Genomic DNA, 19,450 nt, shown 5'->3' on the forward strand with positions numbered 1-19,450 from the left:
GAAGGCGGAGCCATTTCTGCGAAAAGAGACATAGCATTGGAGGGGGGGATCCACGCAGGGTCGGCCACAGGCCTACGGACCTCGGCGCATCAGGGCGTGGGACCTGGCAAAACTCTACGCTGAGAGATGGTTCATCTTTTCTTTCTGAAAAGGATCAAGAACGGGATCAGGCAGATGTCGTCCAAGTCGACGCCAGACCCAGAACATATCCGGCAACTTGGTGCATCAGCGCGCTAACTGAGGCGCGAAACTCTGGCAGGATCAATGCTGCCAAAAAGCCCAGATGCAGCACGGCAATCGCATTGAGTGAGGTGCGAAACGGTTCTTTGCGGGTCTTGTGGCGAAAAATGCCCTGACCGGTCTTGGCGCCCAGAGATCCGCCAATCAGGCAAAGCGTCAATAGCGTGCTCTCAGGCACGCGCCACCGTCTTTCGACAGCACAGCGCTTGTCCCACCAGAACAGTCCCAAAGTGAGCAGGTTAAGGGACAATAAATATAGCAAAGCGAAGGTAAGTGGTGACATGATAAATTGTAGGTATCCGTTTCAGGCAGGGCGGGCAAAAGAGTAGAGGTGTCACACACGCTTGCGCTCTGAGAGTGCCGCGCTGATCGTGCCGTCGTCCAGATAGTCCAACTCGCCGCCAATGGGAACACCTTGAGCCAGTGACGTGAGCGTGACTTTGCCGTCCAATTGCTCCGCGATATAATGCGCCGTGGTCTGGCCGTCGACCGTGGCATTGAGTGCGAGAATGACCTCTGTAATCGCTTCTGCCTCGATCCGGGTGACCAACTGTGGAATTCGCAGGGCCTCTGGTCCGACCTGATCGAGTGCCGAGAGCGTGCCGCCCAGAACATGATAGCGCCCCTTGAAGGCCTGCCCCCGTTCCAATGCCCAAAGATCGGCCACATCCTCGACCACACAGATTTGTCCGTTGGCGCGCTTGGCACTGGTGCAGATATCGCAAATCTCACTGGTGCCGATATTGCCGCAAGTGCTGCATTCCCGCGCGGTGTCGGCGACGGTCTGCATCAGCCGCGCCAAGGGCGAGAGCAGGAGCGCGCGCTTGCGGATCATGTGCAGAACCGCGCGCCGGGCGGAGCGCGGGCCAAGCCCCGGCAGGCGGGCCATCATGTCAATAAGGGCGTCGATGTCGCGGGTGCTGCTCAATCTCGGGTCCGATCAGGGGGCAGGCGTTGGCGTTGGTTTCATGAGATTTTATGACAGATGAAACCCGCGCTTCAGAACGGTAGCTTCATGTCCTTGGGCAGGCCCATGCCTTCGGTGATCTTGCCCATTTCCTCTTGTGCGCGGGACGAGGCCTTGGCCTGTGCATCCTTGATCGCGGCAAGGATCAGGTCCTCTACGACCTCTTTGTCATCAGAGTTGAAGATCGACGGGTCGATGTCGAGAGCTTTGAGTTCGCCCTTGGCGGTGCAGGTTGCCTTGACTAGACCCGCCCCGGATTCGCCGGTGACCATGATGGTATGCATCTCGTCCTGCAGCGCGGCCATTTTCTTTTGCATTTCCTGCGCGGCCTTCATCATCTTGGCCATGTCGCCCATCTGGCCCAAACCTTTGAACATGCTGTGATCTCCTGTGACTATGACCCAAGGGATGGGCCATCGAATGATTTTTCGCCTTTAAGCATATCTGCGGATGAAAGGCGACAGGCAAGAGGCGGGGATTTCAGTCCTCTTCAAACGGATCCCACTCATCCTCGACTTCAGGCAGCGCTTCGGTTTCGGCGTGGTTTGCAATATCCTGCATGGTTTTGACGCGGGCAATCCTGGCCTTGGGAAAGGCGGCAAAGACCGCCTGCACCAGCGGATGCTGTTTTGCCTCTGTCTCAAGCGCATCTTCAGCGGCATGACGCGCCTCAAGGATCGTGGGGGTCGTGGCCGAATTCACAAGGATGACCGCCCAACGGTTGCCGGTCCAGCGTTGCAGGGCGCTGCCCAGACGCTGAGCCAGATCGCCGGGCGCGTCGGGCGTGGGAGTGAATTCGATCCGACCGGGGCGATAATTGCCAAGCCGGATATGCCCCTCGGCCTCAAGCAGCAGTTTGACGTCACGATTGGCGCGGATCAGTTCCAGCACATGCTCGAACGTGGGATAGCGTGCGAGCGCTTCCTCGGGATCAAGCGCCAGAGCGGGCGTGGCGCCACCATGGGCCACAGGGCCGGAGGGCCCGGAATGGGTGGGCGCATAGCTTTGGCCTTGGGCCGTGATGCTCTGGGTCGGGGCAGGTTGTGTGCGGAGGCCGCCACCGCCACCGCCGCCGCCCGGCCCTGTCGGAGGGGCATCTTGCAGACGCCGCACCAGATCCTCGGGGGTGGGCAGGTCGGCCACATGGGTCAGGCGGATCACCGCCATTTCGGCGGCCATCATGGCATTGGGTGATTGTGCCACCTCATCCAGCGCCTTGAGCAGCATTTGCCACATGCGGGTGAGAACGCGCATCGGCAAAGCCTCGGCCATGTCCAGCCCTCGGGCGCGCTCGTCCGGGCCGATGGTGGGGTCATTGGCGGCATCAGGTGTGATTTTTACAACGGAAATCCAATGAGTTATCTCGGCCAGATCGCGCAGGACGGCCAAGGGATCGGCCCCTTCGGCATATTGCGCGCTGAGCTCGGACAGCGCCCCTGCCGCGTCGCCGCGCAGGATCATGTCGAAGAGGTCGAGCACCCGACCACGGTCCGCGAGCCCGAGCATGGCGCGCACCTGATCGGCCGTGGTCTCGCCCGCGCCATGCGAAATCGCCTGATCCAGAAGCGAGGTGGCATCACGCGCCGATCCTTCTGCGGCGCGGGTGATCAGGGCCAGCGCGTCATCGGTGATCTGCGCGCCCTCCTTGTCGGCGATGCGGCGGAGGAGAGCGATCATCACCTCGGGTTCAATCCGGCGCAGGTCGAACCGTTGGCAGCGTGAGAGCACCGTCACCGGCACCTTGCGGATTTCCGTGGTGGCGAAGATGAACTTTACATGTGCGGGCGGTTCTTCCAGTGTCTTGAGCAAGGCGTTGAAGGCATTGACCGAGAGCATATGCACTTCGTCGATGATGTAGATCTTGTAACGTGCTGATGCGGCGCGATAATTCACGCTCTCGATGATCTCGCGGATGTCGCCGACGCCGGTGCGTGAGGCGGCGTCCATCTCCATCACATCGACATGACGGCCTTCCATGATGGCGCGGCAATGCTCGCATTGACCGCAAGGTTCGGTGGTGGGACCGGCCTGCCCGTCGGGGCCGATGCAGTTCATGCCCTTTGCTATAATGCGTGCGGTGGTGGTTTTGCCGGTGCCGCGAATGCCGGTCATGATGAAGGCCTGCGCGATGCGGTCAGCCTGAAAGGCGTTCTTGAGCGTGCGGACCATGGCGTCTTGCCCCACCAAATCGGCAAAGGTCTCGGGCCGGTATTTACGGGCGAGAACCTGATAGCCGGGGAGGGGGGTGTCAGACATGGGGGAGCCTTTGCAGGATTCGGATGCTGACACAACGTAGGGCGAGGGACGGAAGGCGTCCACCTTGCTTTTTGAGTGGGATATGGCAAAGCTGGTGTGAGACGAGGGAGCGCGCTATGGGTTCTCTATAGATGCAGGCCGCTTCGCAGGGGTATGGTTGCGCGAGGTTTTAGCGTTCAAGGTATTGATATAATGAATGATTTTATCATCTATGCGCTGCGTGTCGGCGGTGGGACACTGGCCCTCGCACCGCTGCCGGGGGCGGGGGGCGATTATGCCGGCGATATGGCGCATATCCGCGATTGGAAGCCGGCTCTTGTGGTCTCTCTTACGATGCCCACCGAGATGCACGAGGCAGGTGCGCAAAGCCTTGGGAGTGAGGTGCAGGAGGCGGGAACGCGGTGGATTGCGTTTCCGATCCCGGATTTCGGCGTGCCGGACTATAGCCAGGTCGAGGCGTGGAACAAGGCCAGTCAAGACATACGCCGTGCCTTGGCCGGGGGGGGCAGGGTGCTGATCCATTGCCGGGGCGGCTGCGGCAGATCCGGTATGATCGCGCTCCGCTTGATGATCGAGAACGGCGAGGCACCGGATGAGGCGTTGCAGAGGTTGCGCCATATTCGGCCCTGCGCTGTCGAGACAGAGGCCCAATTGAGATGGGCGCGACGCCGCATAGCGTGAAGCCGAAGGTGTACAATGTGTACCTTGTGGACGCGGTTTGTGTACGCAAGCCCATCTGAGGATCACAGAGCCGTGCCGTGCTTGACAATTGGCGAGGCGCGCGCGACAGACGCGGGCATGATGACAGGTTTCATTCAGGTGGCCGTTGGCGGCGCGATCGGATCTTGTCTGCGCTATGGCGTCGTGCTTTTGGCGCAGCGTCTGGCCGGGCCGGGTTTCCCGATTGGCGTGCTGGGGGTGAATATCCTTGGGTCGTTTCTGATGGGACTTTCGGTTGCGGTTCTGGCACAACGTGGGCTGGGGCATCTGAGCCCATTGATCATGACCGGCCTCTTGGGCGGGTTCACCACGTTTTCGGCGTTTTCGCTTGAGGCCTTTACGCTCTGGGAGCGGGGTCAGGCGATGGCGGCACTGGGATATGTCGGACTGTCGGTGGGATTGTCCATCGGAGCATTGATTTTGGGCGTCTGGCTGGCGCGGGGGTTTTTCGCATGAGCGGTGTACAGACGCGGGTCGTGGGGCCGGATGATGGCGATCAACGGCTGGATCGGTGGATCCGGCGGTTGTTTCCGCATGTTGGTCAAGTGCAGATCGAGAAGATGTGCCGCAAAGGCGAAGTGCGGGTCGACGGTGGGCGGGTCAAACCTGCGACGCGGCTGGAGGTGGGGCAGAGCGTACGCATCCCGCCGTTGCCCGATACGGATGAGCGGCCCACGGGGGCGCTGGCGCGGATCAGCCCGGCGGATGCCAAGATGATCCAATCCTGCGTGATTTACCGCGACGATCATGTGATCGCGTTGAACAAGCCGCCGGGCCTGCCGGTGCAGGGCGGGAGCAAGCAGACGCGCCATGTCGATGGGCTGTCGGAGGCGCTGCGTTTTGGCGCAGAGGAAAAGCCGCGCCTTGTGCATCGGTTGGACAAGGATACTTCGGGGGTGCTGTTGTTGGCGCGGACGCGCGAGGCCGCCAAAGGGCTGACGGCGGCGTTCCGGCATCGCAACACGCGCAAGATTTACTGGGCCGCCGTCGCCGGTGTCCCGACGCCGCGTATGGGCACCGTGCGCTATGGTCTGGTCAAGGCACCGGGGCATGGCGCCAAGGGCGAGGGCGAAAAGATGATCTGCGTGCATCCGCGCGAGGTCGAGACGACGCCGGGGGCCAAGCCCGCGATCACCGATTATGCGGTAATCGAGGCGGCGGGTGCGCGCACCTCTTGGATTGCTCTGATCCCGGTCACGGGGCGGACGCATCAGCTGCGCGCGCATATGGCCGAGATCGGGCATCCGATTGTGGGGGACGGCAAATACGGTGGCTCGGGTCAGGAAAATCTGGGTGATGGCTGGGGCGCGCAACTGGGCGGTGATGTGAGCCGCAAGTTGCATCTGCATGCGCGCTCTCTCAAGATCGAGCATCCGGTGACGCGGGCCATTCTGCATATCACGGCCCCCCTGCCCGAGCATATGCAGCGGACATGGGATCTGTTTCAGTGGGTGCCGTCCGAGGCACCGGAGGACCCGCTTGAGGATATGGCATGAGCCGCCCCTTGCGATTGGTGATTTTTGACGTTGATGGCACGCTGGTAGACAGCCAGGGCGATATTCTGGCAGCGATGCGGGCGGCGTTTGGCCGGGCTGGCGAACCTGCGCCCGAGCGTGAGGTGATCCTGAGCATTGTCGGGCTCTCGCTTGATGTGGCGATCCCGCGTCTGGCACCCGATCTGCCGGGGGATGTGCATGGCCGGATCGTGGGCTGGTACAAGGAAGCCTATATGGGGCTTCGGGCGAAATCGGGGGTGGATGTGTCGTCGCCGCTCTATCCGCATGCGCTGGATACGCTGAAGGCGTTGCATGCGGTGCCCGAGACGCTGTTGGGCGTGGCCACGGGCAAATCGGCGCGGGGATTGGACAAGCTCTTGGATGGGCATGACCTGCGATCCTATTTCGTGACGCGGCAAGTGGCGGATCATCATCCGTCAAAGCCGCATCCGTCGATGCTGCGTGCGGCATTGGCGGAAACCGGGGTTGCGCCGGAAAATGCAGTGATGGTGGGCGACACGAGTTTCGACATGGATATGGCGCAGGCGGCGGGGATCGCTGGCATCGGGGTGGCCTGGGGCTATCATCGGCCCGAGGCGCTGGGTGCGGCGCGCGAGATCGTGCAGGATTTCCGCGCCCTGCCAGACGCGCTGGCGCGAATCTGGGGGTAAGGTGATGAGCGAATGGAAGGCCAAGCGGTTCTGGAAAGAGGCGGGCGTTGTCGAGGAGGAGAACGGGTTCGGCGTGCGGCTGGATGGGCGCGTGGTGCGCACCCCGGCCAAAGCGGCGCTGATCGTGCCGACGCGGGCGTTGGCGCAAGCGATTGCCGCCGAATGGGACGCGCAAGAGGGCAAGATTGACCCGAAGACGATGCCGTTTACCCGGTCTGCCAATGCCGCGATTGACAAGGTGGCGCGGCAACAGGCCGAGGTGGTTGAGATGCTGGCCGCCTATGGCGACAGCGATCTGATCTGTTACCGCGCCACAAGCCCGGTCGAGTTGGTCAAAAAACAGGCAGAGGCTTGGGATCCGCTAGTGGATTGGGCCGAATCGGTCCTGTCTGCAAAGCTGCTCTTGGTTGAGGGGGTGGTGCATGTGCCGCAGGATGCGCAGGCCATCGCGCGGCTCAAGGCGCATGTTGAGGCCCTTGATACATGGGCGTTGACGGCGTTTCACGATCTTGTGAGCATCAGCGGTTCGCTCGTGATCGGATTTGCCTCGCTGAACGATTTTTACCCGATCGACGTGCTCTGGAGCCTGTCCCGGATTGATGAAACCTGGCAGGCAGAGCAATGGGGTAGCGATGAAGAGGCTGAAGAAATGGCCGCGCGGAAACAATATGACTTTTTACATGCCAAGCGGTTTTATGATCTTTCGCGCCGGGATCGGGCAATCTGATCCTTGGGCGGATGACGTTGGGGCAAGTCCAGATTTCCCAAGGGGTTGCCATTGGGTTTCGTGAACAAAGACTTGACGTTTCATGATGAATCCACACAAACTTGGCGTCACTGAGAGGGGTTAAAACCCTGCCAACAGTGTCAAATGGGTCATAAGGCCCGACAAACCGCTCTAGAAGGGCGGATAATCAGGAAGAGGTAAACATGAAAAAAACCGTATTTTTGGGCGCACTGACAGTGGCTGGCCTTGCGGCTGGCGCTTCTGCCGCTGCCACGTTGGATGACGTGAAGGCCCGCGGCAAGCTGAACTGTGGTGTGACCACCGGCCTCGTGGGGTTTGCTGCCCCCGATGCGAACGGTGTTTGGGAAGGTTTTGACGTGTCCGTCTGCCGTGCTGTCGCCGCCGCTGTGCTGGGCGATGGGAATGCCGTTGAATTCGTGCCGACCACCGGTAAGACACGCTTTACCGCGCTTGCATCTGGTGAGATCGATATGCTGGCGCGCAACACCACCTGGACCTTTTCGCGCGATACCGACCTCAAGTTCGATTTCGTTGGCGTGAACTACTATGACGGTCAGGGTTTCCTTGTGCCCAAGTCGCTGGGTGTCAGCTCTGCCAAGGAGCTGGACGGCGCGACGGTCTGCATTCAGACCGGAACCACCACCGAGCTGAACCTCGCGGATTTCTTCCGTGCGAACAACATCAGCTACGAGCCGGTGCCGATCGAGACCAACGCCGAAGGTCAGCAGCAGTATCTGGCGGGCGCCTGTGATGCGTACACCACCGATGCGTCGGGTCTGGCGTCGACACGCGCTGCGTTCGAAGCTCCGGGCGATCACGTGATTCTGCCGGAAATCATCTCGAAAGAGCCGCTGGGACCGCTGGTGCGCCATGGCGACAACGACTGGGGTGACATCGTGCGCTGGACCTTCTACGCGCTGGTCGCGGCAGAAGAAATGGGCATCACCTCGGCCAATATCGGCGAGCTGTCGGCCGCTGCCGGTGGGAACCCGGAAGTCAACCGTATCCTCGGCACCGAGGGTGATCTGGGTACGATGATCGGTCTGGACAACGAGTGGGCCAAGCGCGCGATTGCCGCAGGCGGCAACTATGGCGAGATCTTCGAGAAGAACATCGGCGAAAAGACCCCGATCGGTCTGGCCCGTGGTCTGAACGCACAGTGGACGCAGGGCGGCATCATGTACGCGCCGCCGTTCCGGTAAGCCATTACTGACAAAGGGCGCGGGGTCTTTCCGCGCCCTTTTCACCTGAAGACCACTTAAAAATCGGCCCACGGCAGCGATGTCGATAAAAATCCGGGTCGAAACACAGGGAAAACCCCAGATGACAACGATGACCGACCCTCCCAAGGCGTCGTTTCAGCTATCTATGCTGATTTACGATACGCGGTATCGCTCCTATACCTTCCAATTCATCGCGCTGGTTCTGCTGCTGTTGCTGCTTGGCTATCTCGGGGCCAATCTGGTGAGTAACCTTGCCGCGCAGGGGCAGAATATTTCCTTTGAATTTCTGAGCAGCCCCGCGAATTACGACATCAATCAGCGGCCCATCGAATATGACAGCCAGTCGAGCCACATGCGCGCCTCGATCGTTGGGGTCATCAACACGCTGATCGTGGCATTTCTGGGCTGTGTGACGGCCACAATATTTGGGGTGACTGCGGGTATTCTGCGGCTCTCGCCCAACTGGCTGGTGCGCAAGTTGATGGCGCTCTATGTCGAGGCGTTCCGCAATGTGCCGGTGCTGATCTGGATCCTGATCATCGCAACCATCATGACCGTGTCGATGCCTGCGCCCAACCAGTTCCGGGGCGACAACGCAGAGGCGTCGATGCTTCTGGATGCGTTCGCCTTTACCAACCGGGGGGTCTATGTGCCCGCGCCGGTCTGGGGGGCGGGATCGCTGGTGGTGGTGCTGGCCTTTCTCGCGTCGATTGTGGGGGTGTTTTACTATCGCCATTACGCGACCAAGCTGCTGTATGATACGGGTAAGCTGTTGCCGATGGGATGGCCCTCGCTGGTGATCCTGTTTGTGCCGACCATCCTGATGTATTTCATCATGGGGCAGCCGATCAGTCTCGATTATCCGGTGCTCAAAGGTTTTAACTTTAACGGCGGGCTGCATATCCGCGGGTCGTTGATAGCGCTGTGGTTCGCGTTGGCAATCTATACCGGCGCCTTTATCGCCGAGAACGTGCGGGCAGGCATTCAGGCGGTCAGCAAAGGCCAGACCGAAGCCGCTGCCTCGCTGGGGTTGCGGCCCAACCGGATCATGAATCTGGTGATCCTGCCACAGGCGCTGCGGGTGATCATCCCGCCATTGATCTCGCAATATCTCAACCTCACCAAGAACTCTTCGCTGGCGATCGCTGTGGGTTACATGGATGTGACCGGCACGCTGGGAGGGATCACGCTCAATCAGACAGGGCGCGCGATTGAATGCGTGCTGATGCTGATGTTGTTCTATCTGACGATCAGTCTCGCCATTTCAGCGATCATGAACGTCTACAACAACTCCATCAAGCTGAAGGAGCGCTGAGCATGTCCCGTGATCAAATCGCCTTTGTGCGCAATCACATGCTGCCCGAAGCGCCGCCACCGGCGGCGCAAACCGGGGCGGTGAAATGGCTGCGCGAGAACCTGTTTTCCTCGCCGGGCAATGCGCTGCTGACTTTGGTGTCGATCTTTGTGCTCTATCAGATCGTCACCTCTTCTGCGCCGTGGTTTATCAACGGCATCTGGGAAAGCCCGAGCCTGTCGGCCTGTCGCGATCTTCTTGACGGCAAGATGGGGGGCTGTTTTGCTGTGCTGACCGAGCGTTGGAACCAGCTATTGTTCGGGTTCAAATACCCATCCGATCTTTACTGGCGGCCGGGTGTGGCCTTTGTGTTGCTGTTCGTCGCAGCAGCCCCGGTCCTGTTTGGCAAGATCTTTCCGCGTAAGATGCTGATCTTTACCGGCCTTTACCCGTTCATTGCCTATTGGCTGATCTGGGGCGGGTCGCTTTTGGTGCCGATTTTTGCGCTGTTGGGGGTGCTGGTTGGCGCGTTTGTCTATAACCGCGTGGTGACGATCAGCGCAGGGGTTGCGGTGATCGCTGGCTTTGTGGCGGCGTTGATTTTCTGGATCTCGTCAGGCTATGTGACAGCGTCCATGGAAAATGTGCTGGCCATCCAAGTTGTTGCCTCGCGCGATATGGGTGGGTTCATGATCAACCTGATGCTGGGCGTGGTGTGTGTATCGCTGTCGTTGCCGCTGGGTATCCTGCTGGCGCTGGGGCGGCAATCGAGCATGCCGATCATCAAATGGATCTGCGTGGTGTTTATCGAGTTTATCCGGGGCGTGCCGCTGATCACGCTGCTCTTTGTTGCCAATGTGGTGCTGGCGTATTTCCTGCCGCCGGGAACGAATTTCGACCTGATCCTGCGGGTGATCATCATGATCACGATGTTCTCTTCGGCCTATATCGCCGAGGTGATCCGGGGGGGGCTCGCGGCGTTGCCGCGTGGCCAGTATGAGGCGGCGGATAGTCTGGGGCTTGATTATGCGCAGGCGATGCAGCTGATCATCCTGCCGCAAGCGCTCAAGATCTCGATTCCGGGCATCGTCAACGTGGCGGTGGGCCTCTTCAAGGATACGACGCTGGTTTCGGTCATTTCGATGTTCGACATCGTCGGCATGATCCGGGGTCCGATTCTGGCCTCTTCCGAGTGGAACGGGGTCTATTGGGAGCTTTTCGGCTTTGCCTGCGTCCTGTTCTTCATCACCTGCTACGGCATCTCGCAATATTCCCAGTGGCTGGAGCGTCAGCTTCGCACGGATCATCGGTAAGGAGGGTCACGGATATGGCCGCAGAAACACAAATGAATATCTCGGATCACGTTGCCGTCGAGATCACCAAGATGAACAAGTGGTATGGCGCGTTTCACGTGCTGCGCGACATTGATCTGACGGTTTATCAGGGCGAGCGGATCGTGATCGCGGGGCCCTCGGGATCGGGAAAATCCACGCTCATCCGCTGTATCAACGCATTGGAGGAGCATCAGAAGGGCAAGATCACGGTCGATGGCACGCTGTTGTCGAATGACCTCAAGAATATCGACAAGATCCGGTCAGAGGTTGGCATGGTGTTCCAGCACTTTAACCTGTTTCCGCATCTGACGATTCTGGAGAATTGCACGCTGGCCCCGATCTGGGTGCGCAAGACGCCCAAGAAGGAGGCTGAGGAGGTGGCGATGCATTTCCTCGAAAAGGTCAAGATCCCCGAGCAGGCCAACAAGTATCCCGGCCAGCTCTCGGGGGGGCAGCAGCAGCGGGTGGCGATTGCGCGATCCTTGTGCATGCGGCCGCGGATCATGCTGTTTGACGAACCGACATCGGCGCTTGATCCCGAGATGATCTCGGAGGTGCTGGATACGATGATCCAACTGGCCGAGGAGGGGATGACCATGCTCTGCGTGACCCATGAGATGGGATTCGCGCGCAAGGTGGCGAACCGGGTGATCTTTATGGATCAGGGGCAAATCGTCGAGCAGAACGAGCCGGAGGAGTTCTTTAACAATCCGCAATCGGATCGGACCAAGCTGTTCCTCAGCCAGATTCTGGGGCACTGACCGGGTTTGGGGGCGCTGCCCCCGTCGCCTGACGGCGACTCCCCCGAGGTATTTGGGGCCAGATGAAAGGGGTGGCGTGCAGCCGCCCCTTTTGCTGTCAGGGTCTGCATGTACCCGTTACGGCAGGTCGTGGGGGGTGAGGAAGTGCAGCACGGTGCCGGTGCCGGGTTGGAGCGCGGACCACTCCGCGATGTCGAACCGGGCGATGAGTGTGGCCCCGGTGGGGTAATCGTCAAAGCGGTCATGGGCGGGCGGGGCGGTCAGCACGAGGTCCGCAAATTCGGCGATGCCGGGGTTGTGGCCGAGCATCAGCACAAGGTTGCCGGTGGCATGGCGTAAGGTGCTGAGCATCTCTTCGGCCTCGGCCAGATAGAGCGCTTCATGGAGATCCGGGGCGAGGGGCAGGTTGAGCAGGCGGCAGGTTTCCTGCGTGCGCTCGGCTGTGGAGCAGAGGATCTGATCGGGGTGCAGGTCTTGGGATTGGAGCCAGTGCCCGAGGGCGGTGGCCGCGCGGCGGCCACGCGCGTTGAGGGCGCGGGCGCGGTCAGGCAGGCGCGGATCGCCCCAGTCGGACTTGGCGTGGCGCATGAGGATGAGCGTCTTCATTTGAAATACCCCATGTGAAAGGCAGATTGCGCTTCGAGGCGGCCATAGGATTGGCTGATCGGGCAGGCGCGGCGCACGGCGCAGCCGCGCGTGCGGCAGTCGTTGCCGGGGCGGTCGAGATCGGATTTGCAGGCGGGGACATTATAGGCATCGGGGCGCAGCGCATCCACCGGGCAGGCGCTCAGGCAGGGTTGATCCGCGCAGGTGTCACAGGGGCGCGGCCCGGGGAGCGGTAGGTCAAACCGGTCAGGGAAGGCCAGAGCACCACGATACGAGACCATGAGCGCCGCCGTATCATGCACGAGAAGGCCGACGGGTGAGGGCCACGCGCGGGCGCTGCGCCGCGCCCAATCGGTGAAGGGCTGCCATGGCGGGCCGGTGAAGGGGAAGAGCGGGCTGGCCCCGAGCGCCTGCGCCATATCGGCGATCACCCGCGCGGACCAGCGGTTCATCGGGTCCGGGGTGCCGTCGAGATATTCCGGCGTGGCGGTGAAATGCGGCCAGAAGCCCGGCTCTGACGGGCCAAGCAGGATCAGGGTCTGATGGCCGGGGATTTCATCTGGGTTCAGATGCAACGCCCCGAAGGCGGCCAGATGATGCGCGCCCGCGAGATCTGCGAACGCCGGGGGCAGGCCGGGCACGGCGCGCGCTCAGCGGGCGCGGGGCTGCTGCACCCGTGGACCGGCTTCGCCCCGGATGAGCGAGCCTGCGCCATGTTCGGTGAAAAGTTCCAACAGTGTGGCATTGGGCGCGCGCCCGTCGAGAATGACCACGGCGCGCACGCCGCCTTCGATGGCGGCGAGGGCGGTTTCGGTTTTGGGGATCATGCCGCCCGCGATCACACCGTCACGGGTCATCTGGCGGATTTGCTCGGCGCTCAGTTCAGTGACGACGCGGCCGTCTCCATCGCGCACCCCGTCGATATCGGTGAGCAGGAGCAGGCGGTCGGCCTTGAGGGCTGCGGCCACGGCCCCGGCGGCGGTGTCGCCGTTGATATTATAGGTCTCGCCTTCGCGGCCCGCGCCCAGCGGGGCGATCACCGGGATCATGTCGGCGGCAAAGAGCGTGTGCAGGATGGTGGGGTCAATTTCGGAGGGCTCGCCCACGAGACCCAGATCGGGGCTGGCGGGGGTGCAGGTGATCAGGCGGGCATCCTTGCCCGAAAGACCCACCGCGCGTCCGCCCTGACTGTTGATCGCCTGCACGATGCGTTTGTTGACCTGACCAGAGAGGACCATTTCCACCACATCCATGGTGGCGGCATCGGTCACGCGCTTGCCGTTGACGAAGTCTGATTTGATTTCGAGCTTTGCGAGCATCTGGTTGATCATCGGCCCGCCGCCATGCACGATCACCGGGTTGACGCCGACCTGCTGCATCAGCACCACGTCGCGGGCGAAGGTTTCCATCGCCTCGTCGCTGCCCATGGCGTGACCGCCCAGTTTGATGACCACAATGGCCCCGGTGTAGCGTTGCAGATAGGGCAGGGCCTCTGAGAGGGTGCGGGCAGTGGCGATCCAGTCGCGATTCATGTCTCTGGCCTTCATGCTGGTCTCCAACGCGGGGTTGCATCCCTCAATACAATCTGCGCGGGGTGGTGCCAAGGCCCGTTGCGGGGCGCGCGCAATGCGCTAGGTTCGGCGCAAGGAAATCCGTGACTTAGAGAGGGGCACCATGTCCGAGACCAAGACATTGCTGTTGACGGGGGCAAGCCGGGGGATCGGGCATGCCACGGTGCGGCGCTTCAATGCGGCAGGCTGGCGGGTGATCACCTGTTCGCGCCAGCCGTTTCCGGCGGAATGCCCGTGGGGCGGCGGGGCGGGGAACCATATTCAGATTGATCTGTCGGAGCCCAAGGATGTGATTGCCAAGGTTGAAGAATTGCGCGACCGGTTGGGGGGCCGGTTGGATGCGCTCGTCAATAATGCAGGCATTTCGCCCAAGGGGCCGGACGGTGAGCGGCTGGATACCTTCACCACGGATTTGCGGACTTGGGGGCAGGTGTTTCACGTCAATTTCTTTGCCTCGGTGGTGCTGGCGCGCAGTCTGCGCGAGGAATTGGCGGCGGCGCGCGGCGCGGTGGTCAATGTCACCTCGATTGCCGGGAGCCGCGTGCATCCCTTTGCGGGTGCGGCCTATGCCACGTCCAAGGCGGCGCTGGTGGCGCTGACACGCGAGATGGCGCATGATTTCGGACCGTTGGGCGTACGGGTCAACGCGATTGCGCCGGGCGAGATTCGCACGGCGATCCTGTCGCCGGGCACGGATAAGCTGGTGGAGAGCATCCCGATGCGGCGGTTGGGCGAACCTGAGGAAGTCGCCAACACGATCTTTTTCCTGTGCTCTGAGGGGTCATCCTATATTTCGGGCACCGAAATCGAGATCAACGGCGCGCAGCATGTATAAGGGGTGATCCCCATGCATGATCGTGACAGGATAACGGGATGGCCAAGGGGCCACCCCGTTATATTGTTGGTGCGGTGCTGGATTACTTGGGCAGGATCACGGCGTCGATCACATGGATCACACCGTTGCTGGCCTCGATATCCGCTTGCACAACGTTTGCGCCATCAACCGTCACCCCGCCCTGGGTGCCGATTGTGACATCGCTGCCTTGGGCGGTGGTGGCGGTCATGCCATCCGACAGGTCGCCCGACATCACCTTGCCCGGCACCACATGATAGGTGAGGATTGCGGCGAGCTTGTCCTTGTTCTCGGGCTTGAGCAGGTCCTCGACCGTGCCGGCGGGCAGGGCCGCGAACGCGTCATTGGTGGGCGCAAAGACGGTGAACGGGCCTTTGCCCTTGAGCGTGTCAACGAGGTCTGCGGCCTGCACGGCGGCCACGAGGGTGGAAAAGCTCTCATTGCCCGCGGCGATATCGACGATGTCCTTGCCATGTCCGTCGGCAAAAGCGGGGCCTGCCATCAGGGCGGCTGCGGTCAGGGCGAGATAGGTTCTGCGAAACATGTTTGCGTCTCCGTTTGTGATACAGGGTTTCATGAGCCCGTGGTTGGGGTCATGCGGGGACTACGGCGCGGTGCCGGTCCTGGTTCACCGGGGGTTTCCGCCGATCCGGTTTGACGCGAAGTGGTGCCGCGCTAAGCCGGGGGGCTCTGAAACATCCAGTCACTTTTTTGTGAAAATGCGGACAATTTCCCGCGTTTTGCGGGTGTTTCAGCCGGGTGTCCTGCCGGTCCGGCGGGGGGCTGGGCGAAAGGCCCTATCCGCGCTGGGATCTATTGAAACATGAGATTTCGCGCATTTTGGTCGCTTGTTTGACGCGCTGGAATGGCGCAGGTTGCAGGGGACGCCTCTGCGGGGGCGAGGGTAGGGATCATTGGAGATTTTAGATGGGGTATGTCACGCAGATCCTTGAGGTTCTGGCGCTGTTGTTCGTGTTTGCCTTGGGTGCGGTCGTGTTTGCGGTGGTGGTGTTCTATGTGCTGGACAAGACCCAGCCCGGTGATGCGATCCGGCGCAACTATCCGGTAATAGGCCGGTTCCGGGGGCTGTTCACCAAGCTGGGCGAGTTTTTCCGCCAGTATTTCTTTGCCATGGACCGCGAGGAGATGCCGTTTAACCGTGCGCAGCGTGATTGGGTCAGCCACGCGACCAAGGGCATGGGCAACACCATCGCCTTTGGCTCGACCCGCAATCTGGGGGTGCCGGGCACGCCGATCTTTGTGCCGGCGGTGTTTCCGCCGCTGGATGACCAGTTTGCCATGACCGCGCCGATGCAAATCGGGCCGACGGCGGCGATTCCCTATATGGCCAAGTCGATCTTTAATATCTCGGGCATGAGCTATGGCGCGATCTCGCGCCCTGCCGTCGAGGCGCTGAGCCGGGGGGCTGCCAAGGCCGGAATATGGCTGAATACCGGCGAAGGGGGGCTGAGCCCGTTTCACCTGATTGGCAATTGCGATCTGGTCTATCAGATTGGCACTGCGAAATACGGTGTGCGCGATGCGCTGGGCAATCTGAGTGATGCGCGGCTGCGCGAGGTCTCTGACAACCCCTGCATCAAGATGTTCGAGTTGAAGCTGGCGCAGGGGGCCAAGCCGGGCAAGGGCGGCATTCTGCCGGGGGAAAAGGTCAACGCAGAGATTGCTGCCATTCGTGGCATCGAGATTGGCAAGGACAGTATTTCACCCAACCGCCATGCAGATATCAATGACTATGGCGAGTTGCTGGATGTCATCGGGCATATCCGGCAGGTCACAGGCCGCCCGGTCGGGTTCAAGACGGTGATCGGCTCGTCCGAGGCATGGGAACCCCTGTTTGAAATGATTGCGGCGCGCGGCGCGCAGTGCGCGCCGGATTTCATCACCATCGACGGCGGCGAGGGTGGCACCGGGGCGGCCCCCATGCCGCTGATGGATCTGGTGGGCATGCCGATTCGCGATGCGCTGCCGCGTATGGTCGATCTACGGGATCGGTACGGCCTCAAGGACCGTATCCGCATGATCGCCGCAGGCAAGCTGATCAATCCGGGCGATGTGGCCTGGGCCCTGTGTGCGGGCGCGGACTTCATCACCTCGGCGCGCGGTTTCATGTTCAGCCTTGGCTGTATTCAGGCGCTGAAATGCAATCGCAACACCTGTCCCACCGGCATCACCACGCATGATCCGTATTTGCAGCGCGGTCTGGTGGTCGAGGATAAATACCTCAAGGTCGCCAATTACGCCAAATCGGTGATCAAGGAGGTCGAGACCATCGCCCATTCGGTCGGTGTGACCGAACCGCGCCTGATGCGGCGGCGGCATGTGCGGTTGGTGCAGGCGGATGGCACGTCGATTCCGTTCAACAAGATCCGGCCAAGTTACAACCCGGACGCGGGTTTGTGATCGTCCGTTGACACCCCAAGGTGGCGAGAGCCGTGTCTGTCTCTATATAGTGGAGTGACCCACAGGAGATATGACATGGCCCACCGCTGGAAAAACACGCTGAACGACATGGATGTGACGCCCGAGGCGGCCTTTCTCAATCGCCGCCAAATGATTGCCGGGGTGGCGGCGGGGGTGGGCCTGAGCCTTGCCGCGCAGCGCGCGCGGGCCGAAGCGCTGGAACCCAACGAGTGGGGCGATATCACCACCTATAACAACTATTATGAGTTCGGCACCGACAAGGGCGACCCGGCGCGCAATGCCCGGATGCTGACCGTTCGCCCTTGGACTGTGACCATCGATGGGTTGGTGGACCGGCCGGGCGATTATGCCTTTGACGAGATCATGGCGCAGATGACCATCGAAGAGCGGCTCTACCGGTTTCGCTGTGTCGAAGCGTGGTCGATGGTGGTGCCGTGGAACGGGTTTGAGCTGGCCGATTTGCTGTCACTGGCCGGGGTGCAGAGCGGAGCGAAATATGTGGCGTTCGAGACGCTGCTGCGGCCTGATGAAATGCCGGGGGTCCGGTATCCGGTGCTGGATTGGCCCTACGTCGAGGGGCTGCGTCTGGATGAGGCGATGCATCCGCTGACGATCATGGCGACCGGCATTTATGGCCGTGACATTCCCAATCAGAACGGTGCGCCGCTGCGTCTGGTGGTGCCGTGGAAATACGGTTTCAAGTCGATCAAGTCGGTTGTGCGGATCACGCTCACGGAGAAGGAGCCGCCGACAAGCTGGAACAAGGCCAATGCGCGCGAATACGGCTTCTATAGTAATGTGAACCCACAAGTGGATCACCCGCGCTGGTCACAGGCCACCGAACGGCAGATTGGCGGCGGGTTGTTTTCGGCGCGCGTGCCGACGCTGATGTTCAATGGCTATGGCGAAGAGGTGGCGGGCCTCTATGCCGGTATGGATTTGAAAAGAAACTTCTGATGTGGGCGCGCTGGATGATCTGGGCGGGCGGTCTGGGCGCGGGAATCACTGCGCTGTGCTGCGTGACTGCGCTTTTGCCCTTCGTTCTGGGCGCGCTTGGGCTGACATCGTTGATCACTGTGGTCTATCGTGACAGCGTGTTGTTCCCGATATTGGGCATATCCTTGGTGATCATGGGAGCGGGCCTATGGCTGAGAAACAAGAGATCACGCTGACATCGACGCTGATCTGTCCCGAATGTGGGCATGCCGAGACCGTGACCATGCCGACCGACGCCTGTCAGTTCTTCTTTGACTGTGCGGCGTGTCATGCCGTGTTGCGCCCCAAGGCCGGAGATTGCTGCGTCTACTGCTCTTATGGGGATGTTCCATGCCCGCCGGTGCAACAGGGCAGTGCCTGCTGCGGATGATGGGTGTGACCGAGCAGATCAATGTGGCGCTGCGCCGGGTGCCGGTCTGGACGATCTGGCTGATGACGGGCGCTCCTGCTGTCTGGACCTTTTATCTGGGCCTCACCGGCGGCTTGGGAGCAGAACCGATCAAGGCGCTGGAGCGCGAGCTGGGCGAGACCGCGTTGCAACTGGTGATCCTCGGTTTGGGCATCACTCCGCTGCGCCGCTATCTGGGTCTGAACCTGATCCGGTTTCGCCGGGCGGTGGGATTGCTGGCCTTCTCTTATGTCTGTCTGCATCTGTTGGTGTGGTTGGTACTCGATGTGCAGATCCTTGCGCAGATCTGGGCGGACATTCTCAAGCGTCCTTATGTGACGGTGGGGTTCACCGCGTTTCTTCTGATGATTCCCCTGGCAGTCACGTCGAATGATCTGTCGCTGCGCCGGCTGGGGCCACGGTGGCGGTCGTTGCACAGGCTGACCTATGGGGTGGCGGTGCTGGGGGCAGTGCATTTCATCTGGCTGAGCAAAGGCTTTCAAATCGAGCCGCTGGTCTATTTGGCGGTGATTCTGGGCCTGCTGGGGCTACGATGGCGCCCCAAGCTACGGATTCGCAGGGCCTAAGTCGTCCTCGGGCGGGCGGATTCACCGGGTCTTGGGGGTAAGTCTGTGGATAACCCCAGATATGGGAGTGGGGTGGGATATGCCCCGGCAAGATTGTTGCGCCAGAGCGCCAAAATTTTGCCAAACAATCCCCTAACCCCTTAATATTTAGTGAAAATCCAGATTTTTGAAAAAAAGATGACAAAAGTCGAAAAAGGGGGTTGCGGGTTTGGGCGGCTATCCGTAAATACCCCTTCACCGGCGCTGCTGAGGCGGCTGACTGGGACGCGGGACGGACTGGGGCGGATGCTTCGGGTT

General features: G+C 61.1%; 23 protein-coding genes. 15 read left to right on the forward strand and 8 right to left on the reverse strand.

The genetic code is table 11. The features are described 5' to 3' along the window. Positions 1-166: 166 nt before the first annotated feature. The 4 genes from ACN0SW_RS16465 to ACN0SW_RS16480 all read right to left on the reverse strand — a co-directional run bounded on the left by ACN0SW_RS16465 (position 167) and on the right by ACN0SW_RS16480 (position 3,463). The gene (locus ACN0SW_RS16465) at positions 167-523 is read right to left on the reverse strand and encodes a DUF1294 domain-containing protein (protein ID WP_417729019.1); all 357 of its coding nucleotides are present in this window, start codon (positions 521-523) and stop codon (positions 167-169) included. 51 nt (positions 524-574) lie between these two features. Then, the gene (gene recR / locus ACN0SW_RS16470) at positions 575-1,168 is read right to left on the reverse strand and encodes a recombination mediator RecR (protein ID WP_417729020.1); all 594 of its coding nucleotides are present in this window, start codon (positions 1,166-1,168) and stop codon (positions 575-577) included. 71 nt (positions 1,169-1,239) lie between these two features. Continuing rightward, complete coding sequence (locus ACN0SW_RS16475) at positions 1,240-1,584, reverse strand: YbaB/EbfC family nucleoid-associated protein (protein ID WP_417729021.1); 345 nt, start codon at positions 1,582-1,584, stop codon at positions 1,240-1,242. A gap of 103 nt (positions 1,585-1,687) precedes the next feature. Beyond that, positions 1,688-3,463, reverse strand: coding sequence for a DNA polymerase III subunit gamma/tau (locus ACN0SW_RS16480; protein ID WP_417729022.1), 1,776 nt, complete (start codon positions 3,461-3,463; stop codon positions 1,688-1,690). A 192-nt stretch (positions 3,464-3,655) separates the two neighbouring features. On the opposite strand from ACN0SW_RS16480, the gene ACN0SW_RS16485 reads away from it, so the two are divergent. The 9 genes from ACN0SW_RS16485 (at position 3,656) to ACN0SW_RS16525 (ending at position 11,710) form a co-directional block, all read left to right on the forward strand. After that, positions 3,656-4,144, forward strand: coding sequence for a protein-tyrosine phosphatase family protein (locus ACN0SW_RS16485; protein WP_417729023.1), 489 nt, complete (start codon positions 3,656-3,658; stop codon positions 4,142-4,144). A 117-nt stretch (positions 4,145-4,261) separates the two neighbouring features. Then, on the forward strand, positions 4,262-4,639 hold the full coding sequence (crcB, locus tag ACN0SW_RS16490) for a fluoride efflux transporter CrcB (protein ID WP_417729041.1): 378 nt from the start codon (positions 4,262-4,264) through the stop codon (positions 4,637-4,639). Next, on the forward strand, positions 4,636-5,679 hold the full coding sequence (locus tag ACN0SW_RS16495) for an RluA family pseudouridine synthase (RefSeq protein ID WP_417729024.1): 1,044 nt from the start codon (positions 4,636-4,638) through the stop codon (positions 5,677-5,679). The genes crcB and ACN0SW_RS16495 overlap by 4 nt, the downstream gene beginning before the upstream one ends. Next, positions 5,676-6,350, forward strand: coding sequence for an HAD-IA family hydrolase (locus ACN0SW_RS16500; protein ID WP_417729025.1), 675 nt, complete (start codon positions 5,676-5,678; stop codon positions 6,348-6,350). Before ACN0SW_RS16495 ends, ACN0SW_RS16500 begins: the two co-directional genes overlap by 4 nt. Positions 6,351-6,354: 4 nt before the next feature. After that, the gene (locus ACN0SW_RS16505; RefSeq protein WP_417729026.1) at positions 6,355-7,077 is read left to right on the forward strand and encodes an ATP12 family chaperone protein; all 723 of its coding nucleotides are present in this window, start codon (positions 6,355-6,357) and stop codon (positions 7,075-7,077) included. A gap of 203 nt (positions 7,078-7,280) precedes the next feature. Continuing rightward, positions 7,281-8,300, forward strand: coding sequence for an amino acid ABC transporter substrate-binding protein (locus ACN0SW_RS16510; RefSeq protein ID WP_417729027.1), 1,020 nt, complete (start codon positions 7,281-7,283; stop codon positions 8,298-8,300). A gap of 121 nt (positions 8,301-8,421) precedes the next feature. After that, entirely contained in the window at positions 8,422-9,636 is a 1,215-nt protein-coding gene (locus ACN0SW_RS16515) for an amino acid ABC transporter permease (RefSeq protein ID WP_417729028.1), read from the forward strand. A gap of 2 nt (positions 9,637-9,638) precedes the next feature. Beyond that, complete coding sequence (locus tag ACN0SW_RS16520; protein ID WP_417729029.1) at positions 9,639-10,928, forward strand: amino acid ABC transporter permease; 1,290 nt, start codon at positions 9,639-9,641, stop codon at positions 10,926-10,928. Positions 10,929-10,942: 14 nt separating this feature from the next. Further along, a complete protein-coding gene (locus tag ACN0SW_RS16525; protein ID WP_417729030.1) occupies positions 10,943-11,710 on the forward strand; it encodes an amino acid ABC transporter ATP-binding protein in 768 nt (255 codons plus the stop codon). A gap of 117 nt (positions 11,711-11,827) precedes the next feature. Here ACN0SW_RS16525 and ACN0SW_RS16530 read toward each other — a convergent pair whose 3' ends face one another. From ACN0SW_RS16530 to argB, 3 genes are read right to left on the reverse strand one after another with little or no spacing between them, the layout of a single operon-like run. Then, positions 11,828-12,316 (reverse strand): SixA phosphatase family protein, encoded by a 489-nt coding sequence (locus ACN0SW_RS16530; protein ID WP_417729031.1) that lies wholly within the window; start codon positions 12,314-12,316, stop codon positions 11,828-11,830. Continuing rightward, the gene (locus tag ACN0SW_RS16535) at positions 12,313-12,957 is read right to left on the reverse strand and encodes a ferredoxin (protein ID WP_417729032.1); all 645 of its coding nucleotides are present in this window, start codon (positions 12,955-12,957) and stop codon (positions 12,313-12,315) included. The genes ACN0SW_RS16530 and ACN0SW_RS16535 overlap by 4 nt, the downstream gene beginning before the upstream one ends. Positions 12,958-12,966: 9 nt before the next feature. Then, positions 12,967-13,863, reverse strand: a complete 897-nt coding sequence (gene argB, locus ACN0SW_RS16540) for an acetylglutamate kinase (protein WP_417729033.1) — start codon at positions 13,861-13,863, stop codon at positions 12,967-12,969. Between the two features lie 127 nt (positions 13,864-13,990). On the opposite strand from argB, the gene ACN0SW_RS16545 reads away from it, so the two are divergent. Continuing rightward, positions 13,991-14,722 (forward strand): SDR family oxidoreductase, encoded by a 732-nt coding sequence (locus tag ACN0SW_RS16545; RefSeq protein WP_417729034.1) that lies wholly within the window; start codon positions 13,991-13,993, stop codon positions 14,720-14,722. An 82-nt stretch (positions 14,723-14,804) separates the two neighbouring features. Here the strand turns inward: ACN0SW_RS16545 and ACN0SW_RS16550 are convergent, their stop codons facing one another. Continuing rightward, positions 14,805-15,284: a fasciclin domain-containing protein gene (locus tag ACN0SW_RS16550; RefSeq protein WP_417729035.1), complete on the reverse strand. Its 480-nt coding sequence runs from the start codon at positions 15,282-15,284 to the stop codon at positions 14,805-14,807. Positions 15,285-15,667: 383 nt separating this feature from the next. On the opposite strand from ACN0SW_RS16550, the gene ACN0SW_RS16555 reads away from it, so the two are divergent. The 5 genes from ACN0SW_RS16555 (at position 15,668) to msrQ (ending at position 19,153) form a co-directional block, all read left to right on the forward strand. Continuing rightward, entirely contained in the window at positions 15,668-17,161 is a 1,494-nt protein-coding gene (locus ACN0SW_RS16555) for an FMN-binding glutamate synthase family protein (RefSeq protein ID WP_417729036.1), read from the forward strand. 75 nt (positions 17,162-17,236) lie between these two features. Next, on the forward strand, positions 17,237-18,139 hold the full coding sequence (gene msrP, locus ACN0SW_RS16560) for a protein-methionine-sulfoxide reductase catalytic subunit MsrP (protein WP_417729037.1): 903 nt from the start codon (positions 17,237-17,239) through the stop codon (positions 18,137-18,139). Continuing rightward, positions 18,139-18,354: a hypothetical protein gene (locus ACN0SW_RS16565; RefSeq protein ID WP_417729038.1), complete on the forward strand. Its 216-nt coding sequence runs from the start codon at positions 18,139-18,141 to the stop codon at positions 18,352-18,354. The genes msrP and ACN0SW_RS16565 overlap by 1 nt, the downstream gene beginning before the upstream one ends. Beyond that, a complete protein-coding gene (locus ACN0SW_RS16570) occupies positions 18,327-18,548 on the forward strand; it encodes a GDCCVxC domain-containing (seleno)protein (RefSeq protein WP_417729039.1) in 222 nt (73 codons plus the stop codon). The genes ACN0SW_RS16565 and ACN0SW_RS16570 overlap by 28 nt, the downstream gene beginning before the upstream one ends. Next, positions 18,509-19,153 (forward strand): protein-methionine-sulfoxide reductase heme-binding subunit MsrQ, encoded by a 645-nt coding sequence (msrQ, locus tag ACN0SW_RS16575; protein ID WP_417729040.1) that lies wholly within the window; start codon positions 18,509-18,511, stop codon positions 19,151-19,153. The genes ACN0SW_RS16570 and msrQ overlap by 40 nt, the downstream gene beginning before the upstream one ends. Positions 19,154-19,450: the final 297 nt, after the last annotated feature.

This window comes from Roseovarius sp. (assembly GCF_048262375.1).
Taxonomy (GTDB): Bacteria; Pseudomonadota; Alphaproteobacteria; order Rhodobacterales; family Rhodobacteraceae; genus Roseovarius.

Coding starts and splice junctions, on each gene's coding strand:
- ACN0SW_RS16520 (WP_417729029.1), top strand. CDS start 9,639: ATGTCCCGTGATCAAATCGCCTTTGTGCGCAATCACATGCTGCCCGAA.
- ACN0SW_RS16525 (WP_417729030.1), top strand. CDS start 10,943: ATGGCCGCAGAAACACAAATGAATATCTCGGATCACGTTGCCGTCGAG.
- ACN0SW_RS16500 (WP_417729025.1), top strand. CDS start 5,676: ATGAGCCGCCCCTTGCGATTGGTGATTTTTGACGTTGATGGCACGCTG.
- ACN0SW_RS16495 (WP_417729024.1), top strand. CDS start 4,636: ATGAGCGGTGTACAGACGCGGGTCGTGGGGCCGGATGATGGCGATCAA.
- ACN0SW_RS16565 (WP_417729038.1), top strand. CDS start 18,139: ATGTGGGCGCGCTGGATGATCTGGGCGGGCGGTCTGGGCGCGGGAATC.
- ACN0SW_RS16505 (WP_417729026.1), top strand. CDS start 6,355: ATGAGCGAATGGAAGGCCAAGCGGTTCTGGAAAGAGGCGGGCGTTGTC.
- ACN0SW_RS16465 (WP_417729019.1), bottom strand. CDS start 523: ATGTCACCACTTACCTTCGCTTTGCTATATTTATTGTCCCTTAACCTG.
- ACN0SW_RS16530 (WP_417729031.1), bottom strand. CDS start 12,316: ATGAAGACGCTCATCCTCATGCGCCACGCCAAGTCCGACTGGGGCGAT.
- ACN0SW_RS16515 (WP_417729028.1), top strand. CDS start 8,422: ATGACAACGATGACCGACCCTCCCAAGGCGTCGTTTCAGCTATCTATG.
- ACN0SW_RS16545 (WP_417729034.1), top strand. CDS start 13,991: ATGTCCGAGACCAAGACATTGCTGTTGACGGGGGCAAGCCGGGGGATC.
- ACN0SW_RS16550 (WP_417729035.1), bottom strand. CDS start 15,284: ATGTTTCGCAGAACCTATCTCGCCCTGACCGCAGCCGCCCTGATGGCA.
- argB (WP_417729033.1), bottom strand. CDS start 13,863: ATGAAGGCCAGAGACATGAATCGCGACTGGATCGCCACTGCCCGCACC.
- msrQ (WP_417729040.1), top strand. CDS start 18,509: ATGCCCGCCGGTGCAACAGGGCAGTGCCTGCTGCGGATGATGGGTGTG.
- ACN0SW_RS16510 (WP_417729027.1), top strand. CDS start 7,281: ATGAAAAAAACCGTATTTTTGGGCGCACTGACAGTGGCTGGCCTTGCG.
- ACN0SW_RS16475 (WP_417729021.1), bottom strand. CDS start 1,584: ATGTTCAAAGGTTTGGGCCAGATGGGCGACATGGCCAAGATGATGAAG.
- msrP (WP_417729037.1), top strand. CDS start 17,237: ATGGCCCACCGCTGGAAAAACACGCTGAACGACATGGATGTGACGCCC.
- ACN0SW_RS16570 (WP_417729039.1), top strand. CDS start 18,327: ATGGCTGAGAAACAAGAGATCACGCTGACATCGACGCTGATCTGTCCC.
- ACN0SW_RS16485 (WP_417729023.1), top strand. CDS start 3,656: ATGAATGATTTTATCATCTATGCGCTGCGTGTCGGCGGTGGGACACTG.
- ACN0SW_RS16480 (WP_417729022.1), bottom strand. CDS start 3,463: ATGTCTGACACCCCCCTCCCCGGCTATCAGGTTCTCGCCCGTAAATAC.
- crcB (WP_417729041.1), top strand. CDS start 4,262: ATGATGACAGGTTTCATTCAGGTGGCCGTTGGCGGCGCGATCGGATCT.
- ACN0SW_RS16555 (WP_417729036.1), top strand. CDS start 15,668: ATGGGGTATGTCACGCAGATCCTTGAGGTTCTGGCGCTGTTGTTCGTG.